The sequence below is a fragment of the Mycobacterium sp. genome, from assembly GCF_049608025.1.
GTDB lineage: Bacteria > Actinomycetota > Actinomycetes > Mycobacteriales > Mycobacteriaceae > Mycobacterium.
In genome coordinates this window covers 29,351-38,981 of the sequence record NZ_JBMYXC010000032.1, presented here as the reverse complement: position 1 = coordinate 38,981, position 9,631 = coordinate 29,351, and the positions used below count along the sequence as shown (strand labels likewise).

Below are 9,631 nucleotides of genomic sequence, written 5' to 3'. Positions count from 1 at the left end.
CACATGTCACCGATGTCCTGAAGCAGAACTGTCACCGATGTCCTGAGACATCACACTACGCGCCACCCCCGACATGCCCCACGTCCGACAAGGCGGCTCAGCCCTCGAGGTCTCCCTCGGTTTCCAGAAGCACCTGCCTCAAGCCGTCCAGCGTGGCGGACTCCGGGTGCTCCCACATGCCCCTGCCCGCGGCCTCCAGCAGACGCTCGGCCATGCCGTGCAGCGCCCATGGATTCGATTCGCCCATGAACTTGCGGTTCTCGTCGTCAAGCACGTACTCACCGGCAAGACGCTCGTACATCCAGTCCGCAACCACACCTGAGGTGGCGTCGTAACCGAAGAGATAATCGACGGTCGCGGCCATCTCGAATGCGCCCTTGTAGCCGTGCCGCCGCATCGCGTTGATCCATCGCGGGTTGACCACGCGGGCGCGGAAAACACGTGCCGTCTCCTCCGACAACGTTCTCGTGCGAACCGCCTCGGGGCGCGTGTTATCGCCGATGTATGCGGCTGGTTCCTTGCCCGTCAGCGCCCGCACGGTGGCGATCATGCCGCCGTGATACTGGAAGTAATCGTCGGAATCCGCGATGTCATGCTCGCGGGTATCGGTGTTCTTGGCAGCCACCGCGATCCGGCGGTAGGCCTTATTCATGTCGTCCGCAGCAGGTGCGCCGTCCAGCCCGCGCCCGTAAGCGAACCCGCCCCAAGCGGTGTACACCTGCGCCAGGTCGGCGTCGTCGCGCCAATTGCGGCTGTCGATCAACTGCAGGAGCCCAGCTCCATACGTGCCGGGCTTGGAACCGAAAATTCTCGTGGTGGAACGGCGTTGATCACCGTGCTCGGCGAGGTCAACCTCGGTGTGGGCACGCACGTAGTTTTGTTCGGCAGATTCTTCGAGGCCCGCGACCAACTGGACTGCGTCGTCGAGCATCGTGACGACATGCGGGAACGCGTCGCGGAAGAAGCCCGAAATGCGGACGGTGACGTCGATGCGTGGCCGACCGAGTTCGGCCGGCGAGATGGCCTCCAGGTCAACGACGCGTCGAGAAGCATCGTCCCAGATCGGCCGAACCCCCAGCAATGCAAGTACTTCCGCGATGTCGTCGCCTGCAGTGCGCATGGCCGAGGTACCCCAGACCGAGAGCCCGACCGACTGAGGCCACTCTGCGTGATCCGCGAAGTAGCGCTCGAGAAGCGACTCTGCCAGGGCCACACCGGTTTCCCAGGCAAGCCGGGACGGAACCGCCTTAGGGTCGACGGAATAGAAATTGCGCCCGGTGGGCAGTACGTTGACCAGGCCCCGCAACGGTGAGCCCGAAGGCCCGGCCTCGATGAAACCACCGTCGAGCGCCCGAAGGACCTGAGTTATCTCGCAACCCGTCTGACGCAGACGGGGAACGACTTCCTCGGCAGCGAAGCGCAGCACCGCCGCGACGTCAGGGTTGTCGGCAATATCGTCAACGGCTGCAACATCCCAGCCAGTCGACTGAAGTGCGGCCACCAGATCACGCGCCTGCTCCTCGGCGACGTCAACGGAGCCACGCGTGTCCGAGCCGTCCTCGGCCAGGCCGAGCGCCTGACGCAGGCCAGGTACCGACTGCTCGCCACCGAACAATTGGCGCGCGCGCAGGATGGCCAGCACGAGGTCGAGTTCCACCGAGCCCTCCGGTGCCTGACCGAGTACGTGAAGGCCGTCGCGGATCTGGACATCCTTGATCTCGCACAGCCAGCCGTCGACGTGCAGCAACATGTCGTCGAACACGTCCTCGTCGGGCCGATCCTCCAAACCCAGGTCGTGGTCCATTTTTGCGGCCCGCATCAGCGTCCAGATCTGCTGACGGATCGCGGGTAGTTTGCCCGGGTCGAGCGCGGCGATGTTGGAGTGTTCGTCGAGTAACTGCTCGAGTCGGGCAATGTCGCCATAGGTCTCGGCCCTGGCCATGGGCGGGATGAGGTGGTCGACCAGGACTGCATGGGCGCGACGTTTGGCTTGGGTGCCTTCACCGGGGTCGTTGACCAGAAAGGGATAGATCAGCGGTAGGTCGCCGAGGGCAGCATCGGATCCGCAGGCGGCCGACATACCCAACGTCTTGCCCGGCAACCATTCAAGGTTGCCGTGCTTTCCCAAGTGCACCACGGCGTCGGCGCCGAAACCCTTGTCCAGCCATCGATACGCCGCGAGATAGTGGTGGCTGGGCGGCAAATCGGGGTCGTGGTAGATCGCGACCGGATTCTCGCCGAACCCCCGCGGCGGCTGGACGAGAATCACAACGTTCCCCGACTGCATTGCCGCGATGACGATATCGCCGTCGGGGTCGCGGCTGCGGTCGACGAAAAGCTCACCGGGCGGCGGGCCCCAGTGCTCGATCATCTGGTCCGTCAGCTCTGCTGGAAGTGTCGCGAACCATTCCCGATACTCTCTGGCCGACAACCGAATCGGGTTGCCGACCAGTTGACCCTCACTCAACCAGTCCTGGTCCTGCCCGCCGCGTTCGATCAGCCCGTGCATCAGTGCATCGCCGTCGCCGGAGGCGACAATCGTGCCGAGGTCGCCGGGCGCCTCGGCTTCGCCGATCGCGTACCCGGCCTCCCGCATCGCACGCAACAACGCGACCGCACTTGCGGGAGTATCCAATCCCACGGCATTGCCGATGCGGGCATGCTTGGTCGGATAGGCCGAGAACACCAGGGCCACCCGCATGTCGGCGGGTGCGATATGACGCAGCCGGGCATGCCGCACGGCGAGTCCGGCGACCCGCGCACACCGTTCGCGGTCTGGAACGTAGGAGATCAGTCCCTCGTCGTCGATCTCCTTGAACGAAAACGGCACCGTGACGATACGACCGTCGAACTCCGGAACGGCGACCTGAGTGGCTACGTCCAGCGGAGACATCCCGTCGTCATTGGAGTGCCAGTCGCTCCGCGAGGACGTCAGGCACAACCCCTGCAGGATGGGCACGTCCAACGCTGCGAGGTGGGCGACGCTCCACTGGTCGTCACTGCCGCCCGCGCCAACCGAGGCCGGGTTGGCCCCCCCGGCGGCCAATACCGTGGTCACCAACGCGTCCGCGGTGCCCAGCAGATCGAGCAGTTCGGGTTCCGCGGTACGTAGCGATGCGCAGAACACTGGAAGCGCGAGGCCACCGGCGGTCTCGATCGCCTCGCACAGCGCCTCGACGTATTCGTAGTTGCCTGCCAGATGCTGTGCGCGGTAATACAAAACCGCGATGCGCGGGCCGCCGCCGGTCGCTACGCTCCTGCCCGCCGTACTCAATTCCCCGGTCGCTACGCTCCTGCCCGCCGGGCGATCCAGCACCCCCCACGTCGGGGTTGTCACCGGTCGGGCGAACCCGAAACCAGTCATCAGCAAGGTGTCGGACAAGAACGAATAGAGATTCGCCAGATTCTCCACCCCTCCCTGCGCGAAATACACATGGGCTTCGAGCGCTACACCCGCCGGCACGGTCGAATGGCTCATGAGGTCGGCGTCTGGAGCCTGCTCGCCGCTGATCACCACGGCGGGTAGGCCCGCCGCCACCACCTGATCGATGCCGGTCTCCCAGGCGCGGTATCCGCCCAGGATCCGGACCACCACCACCTGCACGCCATCGAGCAACTCGGCCAGCTCACCGTCGACGAGTCGGGACGGATTCGCCCAGCGATAGGGGGCACCAGTTGCACGGGCAGCGATGAGGTCCGTGTCCGAGGTCGACAGCAACAGCACGGTCGGGGAACTCACGGATTCGGGCACCCACCATTCGTACCCCACCACGCCCGGCGCGAGGCATCGGCCCGGCGCCGAGACGACGCCGACTCTGGGACACGAGACAGAACGAGCCGTAGCGGTCAGTGACCTTTGTCACATCGATGCGGCGCGGAACCCGAAGTCGGGCACCTGCGGGTTGCGCAGCAAACCGGCGTAGGCTCGAAAACCCAACGAATCAATTCGGTAAATCCGCTGACTGATAATTCTTTTCGGCAGCGCAGCCCGTGGCGCAAGGCGAAATGTTTCCATCGCACCGCCGGCCGAATTGGCCCGGGTACCGTGGACAGATGGAAAGGGCGCGGGACGCAGACGCCTGCCCGGGCGCGCTGCAGACCCACCACGCCGCCGATGGCGAACTAGCCCGGATCCGGCTGCCGGGCGGGATGATCACCGCCACACAAATGGCGGCGGTGGCACGGGCAGCCACCGAGTTCGGATCCTCGACACTGGAGTTGACCTCCCGAGGCAATCTACAGATCCGGGGGTTGCGCGACACAGCCTCGGTCGCCGAACTCCTCGTGGACGCCGGGTTACTGCCATCGCGCACCCACGAGCGGGTCCGAAACATCGTGGCCTCCCCGCTGTCGGGACGTAGCGGCGGCCTCTGCGATGTCCGCGGACTCGTCGCAGCGTTGGATTCCGCGGTGCAGCGCGAACCACAACTCAGTCAGCTGCCGGGCCGTTTCCTGTTCGGCCTTGACGACGGCCGCGGCGACATCTCGGGCCTTGACCCCGACGCGGGCATCCACGCCCTCGACGAATCAACCTTCGCCCTCCTGCTGGCCGGCCGCGACACCGGGGTCCGACTGAACGTGACCGACGTGGTCGCCGTCCTCCTCGCGACCGCGGTGCGATTCACCGATTTGCGCGGAAATTGCTGGCGGATAGCTGAACTCGACGACCCGCTGGCAATTCTTGGGCCGCTGACGCCGACAGTACCGACGCCGACAACACTGACGCCGACAGCGTCAGCCGGCAGGACCTGGCCCGCACCCACCCGTCCCCCCGTTGGCTGGATCGAGCAGACCGACGGCCGCGTCACGCTGGGGGCCGCGCCACGACTGGGAGTCCTCGACTCCGAGTCGGCGCTCTACCTGGCGGCCCTCGGCGCACCCATGGCCATCACCCCGTGGCGCTCAGTGCTGCTCTTCGATCTCGAGGAAGGCACCGCAGACGCCGCACTCAGGGTTCTCGCCCCCCGAAGTCTGGTATTCGACCAGAACTCCGGGTGGCTGTCGTTGTCGGCCTGCACCGGCAGCCCCGGGTGCGAGCACTCCGCTGCCGATGTCCGTGCAGACGCCGCGGCCGCGGTCGATGATGCTGTATCGCTGTCGGGAGTTCACCGCCACTTCGTCGGCTGCGAGCGGGCCTGCGGCAGCCCCACCCACGGAAAAGTCATGGTCGCGACCGGAGACGGCTACCAGCCACGCAAATCCCACCCGTAGGGTGAGCAGGTGCTCGACTACATCCGCGACCCGGCGGAGATCTACCGACAGTCGTTCGCGATGATCCGCGACGAGGCGGATCTCTCCCGGTTCCCCGAAGACGTCGCGCGGGTGGTCGTCCGACTGATCCACACGTGCGGTCAACCCGACGTGTCAGAGCACGTGGCCTTCACCGACGACGTCGTCCAGCGGGCACACGCGGCGCTGGCCGGCGGCGCCCCGATCTTGTGTGACTCCTCGATGGTCGCAGCCGGCATCACCCGGTCGCGATTGCCGGCTGATAACGAGGTCCTGTCACTGGTCGCCGACGCCGGGGCGCCCCACCTGGCCGCCCGATTGGGCACCACCCGCTCAGCAGCCGCCGTCGACCTGTGGGCCGACCGACTCGGCGGCGCGGTGCTCGCCATCGGAAACGCACCCACGGCGCTGTTCCGGCTGCTCGAACTCCTCGACGAGGGCGCCCCGGCACCGGCAGCGGTGCTCGGCGGCCCGGTCGGGTTCGTCGGCTCGGCGCAATCGAAACAGGAGTTGGTCGACACCCCGCGCGGCATGTCCTATCTGGTGGTCACCGGTCGGCGCGGCGGCAGTGCGATGGCGGCCGCCGCCGTCAATGCGATTGCGACAGAGGCCGAATGAGCGAGCCCGCCGGGACTCTCTGGGGCGTCGGCCTGGGACCGGGCGACCCCGAGTTGGTGACCGTCAAAGCGGCCAGGGTCATCGGATCCGCCGATGTCGTGGCCTACCACAGCGCGCGACACGGACGCAGCATCGCACGGTCGATCGCCGAACCGTACCTGCGTGCCGGCCAGATCGAGGAACACCTGGTCTACCCGGTGACCACCGAAACCTCCGACCACCCCGGAGGCTACGCGGGCGCGATGGAAGACTTCTACCGTCAATCCGCCGAGCGCATCGCCACACATCTGACCGCGGGCCGCGATGTCGCCCTGTTGGCCGAGGGCGATCCCCTCTTCTACAGCTCCTACATGCACATGCACACCCGACTCACCCAACGTTTCGACGCGGTGATCGTGCCAGGCGTGACGTCGGTCAGCGCTGCGTCGGCCGCGGTGGCCACTCCCCTGGTCCAGGGTGACCAAGTGCTCACCATCGTGCCCGGCACACTGCCTGCTGATGAGCTTGAGCGCCGCCTCGCCGACACCGACGCCGCCGTGATCCTGAAGCTGGGACGCTCATATCCCGCGGTGCGAAAGGCCCTCGCAGCGTGCGGGCGATTGAATGAGACGTTCTATGTCGAGCGCGCCAGTACCCCCGGACAACGGGTGCTTCCCGCTTCCGACGTGGATGACGAATCGGTACCCTACTTCGCGCTGGCGATGATGGCAGGGCGCCAGCACCCGCCGGCGCCGGCCGGAATGGTGTCGGTCGTCGGGTTGGGCCCCGGTGACACCGATTGGATGACTCAGCAGAGTCGCCGTGAACTCGCCGCTGCCACCGATCTCATCGGGTATGCCCCCTATTTGAACCGCATCGGCGTCCGCGCGGGACAACAACGGCATCCCAGCGATAACACCGATGAGCCGGCCCGGGCACGACTGGCGTGCACGCTGGCCGAGCAGGGTCGCACCGTTGCGGTCGTATCCTCAGGAGACCCGGGAGTTTTCGCGATGGCCACCGCGGTCCTCGAGGAGGCAAAGCAATGGCCGAGCGTCACGGTACGGGTTATCCCGGCCATGACGGCCGCTCAGGCTGTGGCGAGCCGGGTCGGCGCTCCGCTGGGCCACGACTACGCCGTCATCTCACTGTCTGACCGCCTCAAGTCCTGGGATGTCATCGTGGCGCGGCTGACGGCCGCAGCACAGTCCGACATGGTGCTGGCCATCTACAACCCCGCATCCAAGACCCGAACCTGGCAGGTCGGCGCAATGCGGGACCTCCTGCTGGAACACCGCGACCCCGGAACCCCGGTTGTCGTCGGCCGTGATGTTTCGGGCCCGGCCGAGAAGGTCAAGGTCGTTCGGCTGGCTGACCTGAATCAAGACGATGTAGACATGCGGTGCCTGCTGATCATCGGGTCCTCCCAGACGCAGTGGTACGCGGGTGGCTCCGATTGTGCTGACGATTCGGGCACGGATCGGGTCTTCACGCCGCGCAGCTACCCGCGGAGTTGAATCGAACAGCACGCCCCACCCACAAGAGAGCAATGTCGTGAGCATTCCCCAAAATCCGTCAGACATCACCGCCGAATGGCTCGGGTCGGTGCTCGGCGCCGAGGTCAGCGACGTCGAGGTGACCGCCATCGGCACCGGACAGACCGGCGCCACCTACCGGGTCACCGCAACCCGTGCGGCCGAGACGGAATTGCCACCCCCACCGTCGAGTTTTGCGATCAAGCTCACCGCGCAGGACGACACGGTCCGCGAGCGAGTCGCGCTCGCCTACCGCTCTGAAGTGGAGTTCTACTCAACGGTCCGTCAGCATGTCGCCATCCCGGTGCCGGAGTGCTTTCACAGCGAAATATCCGCCGACGGAGCTGACTTCGTTCTCCTACTCGCCGATATGGCCCCCGCCGTCCAGGGCGACCAGATCGCCGGTTGCAGTCCGGCCGAAGCCGCACTGGCCGTCCAAGCCCTGGCGGGATTACACGGCACAAGCTGGCGTGACCGGCGTTGGTTCGACCTGCCGTCCATCATCATGCCCAAGCCCGGCGACGCCGAGGCGGCCAAGGGTCTCGGCGACATCGCAGTCATGGCAACCGACATCACCCTTGAGCAGCTCGGGGGGTCGGTCAGCGACGAGGACCGCGACACCCTGACCACTGCGATGGGCCTGGTGACACCCTGGCTCCTGGCCGAGCCGGACCGCTTCTCGCTCATGCACGGCGACTACCGCCTCGACAACCTGCTGTTCGATCCGGATCGCGCCCGGGTGACCGTGGTCGACTGGCAGACCCTGGGACTCGGTCTGCCCGCCCGCGACCTGGCGTACTTCAGCGCGACGAGCCTGCTGCCCGAGATTCGCCCGACCGTCGAGCGTGACCTGGTCGAGAAATACCACCGGGCGCTGCTCAGCTACGGCGTCACCGAATACGACGGCGAAACCTGCTGGAGGGACTACCGTCTCGGGGCCCTGCAGGCACCGCTGATCACCACGTTGGGCTTCGCGTTCGCGGCATCTACCGAGCGCGGTGACGAGATGATGCTTACCATGCTGCACCGGGGCTGCCGGGCGATCCGCGAACTCGACACCATCGAACTGATCAGGTCCTATCCGTCGTCTTGATCACTGCCCACTGAGTCACTGGCATCGCGGGTCGCCAGCCGGTGAATGAGCCTACCGGTTCACCGCGAGAATGTTGAAAGCGCCGAAGCTCCCCGCCGAAACGGGAAAACCATTGTACAAGAACGGCTTCGGATTCTACCGTCACCACATTGACCACCAGACGGCCGCCGACCGGAAGCCTCTCCCAGCAGGCGTCCATCAGCCCGGGCTGACTGACGCCCCCGCCGATGAAGATCGCCGCGGGCGGCACCGCAGCGGCGAACGACTCCGGTGCCGCCGGCTCCACCTCGACATGGACACCGAACGCAGCCGCGTTCTCGACGATTCGTCTGCGACGCACCTCATCGCGTTCGAATGCTATTGCACGACAACTGTTTCCGCTGCGGCACCACTCGATCGCGATGCTGCCCGAGCCCGCCCCGACATCCCAGAGCAGCTCTCCCGGTCGCGGCCCCAGCGCCGCCAGCGAGACCGCGCGCATGGCCTGCTTCGTGATCTGGCCGTCGTGGGCGAACGCGTCGTCGGGCAGCGTCGCGTACCGACGCTCGTCGGGCAGGTACCGCACGGCCATCACGTTGAGGTCATCAACCTTGCCAGGCGGACGGGCTGCCCACTCCCGCGCCGTGGACGAACGGCGCAACTCCCTTGGTCCCCCGAGTTGTTCAAGCACCGTCAGTTCCGAGTCGCCGCGCCCGGAATCGGTCAACAGTCGCGCCAGCGCGGCAGGACTCAGGCGGTCGCGGGACAACACGATGGCCTGACCTCCGCGCCGCACCGCCTGATGCGGTTCCGCGGTGACGAGGCTGATCACCTCCGTGTCCTGCACCGTCCAACCGACTCTCGAACAGGCCAGCGTCACCGACGAGACATGGGGCAGTACCGAAACCCGACCGGGGCCGTACAGCCCGATGAGGGTGCTGCCGACCCCGTGTAGCAGCGGGTCCCCGCTGGCCACAACATGAACGTCCCCGTCGGCATCGGAGACGCCGTCCAGCAGCGTATGCAGCGCAGGCAACATCGGCGACGGCCACGGTCTCCGGACCGCGGGTACGCTCCCGTCAAGCAGATCGAGTTGGCGTTGCGAACCGTAGACCACGGTCGCACGGGCCAGTTCGGCGCGAGACGTGGGCGCAAGCCCGGCCATGCCGTCGGCACCGATGCCCACCACAACAATCAT

6 protein-coding genes are annotated in these 9,631 nt (G+C 66.5%); 4 read left to right on the top strand and 2 right to left on the bottom strand.

Annotated features, from left to right (window positions below; translation table 11 throughout):
• Nucleotides 1-97: 97 nt before the first annotated feature.
• Nucleotides 98-3,739 (bottom strand): cobaltochelatase subunit CobN, encoded by a 3,642-nt coding sequence (gene cobN / locus ACPGXI_RS11955; RefSeq protein WP_526653088.1) that lies wholly within the window; start codon nt 3,737-3,739, stop codon nt 98-100.
• Nucleotides 3,740-4,053: 314 nt separating this feature from the next.
• Between cobN and cobG the strand changes: the two genes are divergently transcribed.
• From cobG to ACPGXI_RS11935, 4 genes are read left to right on the top strand one after another with little or no spacing between them, the layout of a single operon-like run.
• Nucleotides 4,054-5,211 carry a precorrin-3B synthase gene (cobG, locus tag ACPGXI_RS11950; protein ID WP_526653080.1) on the top strand — a complete coding sequence of 386 codons (1,158 nt, stop codon included), beginning with the start codon at nt 4,054-4,056 and terminating at the stop codon, nt 5,209-5,211.
• Nucleotides 5,212-5,220: 9 nt separating this feature from the next.
• Entirely contained in the window at nt 5,221-5,847 is a 627-nt protein-coding gene (locus tag ACPGXI_RS11945) for a precorrin-8X methylmutase (protein WP_526653078.1), read from the top strand.
• Nucleotides 5,844-7,343, top strand: coding sequence for a precorrin-2 C(20)-methyltransferase (locus tag ACPGXI_RS11940; protein ID WP_526653076.1), 1,500 nt, complete (start codon nt 5,844-5,846; stop codon nt 7,341-7,343). Before ACPGXI_RS11945 ends, ACPGXI_RS11940 begins: the two co-directional genes overlap by 4 nt.
• A gap of 37 nt (nt 7,344-7,380) precedes the next feature.
• Nucleotides 7,381-8,454, top strand: coding sequence for a phosphotransferase family protein (locus ACPGXI_RS11935; RefSeq protein ID WP_526653074.1), 1,074 nt, complete (start codon nt 7,381-7,383; stop codon nt 8,452-8,454).
• On the opposite strand, the gene cbiE is transcribed toward ACPGXI_RS11935, so the two are convergent.
• Nucleotides 8,432-9,631 carry a precorrin-6y C5,15-methyltransferase (decarboxylating) subunit CbiE gene (gene cbiE / locus ACPGXI_RS11930; protein ID WP_526653086.1) on the bottom strand — a complete coding sequence of 400 codons (1,200 nt, stop codon included), beginning with the start codon at nt 9,629-9,631 and terminating at the stop codon, nt 8,432-8,434. The two genes, ACPGXI_RS11935 and cbiE, sit on opposite strands and share 23 nt — an antisense overlap.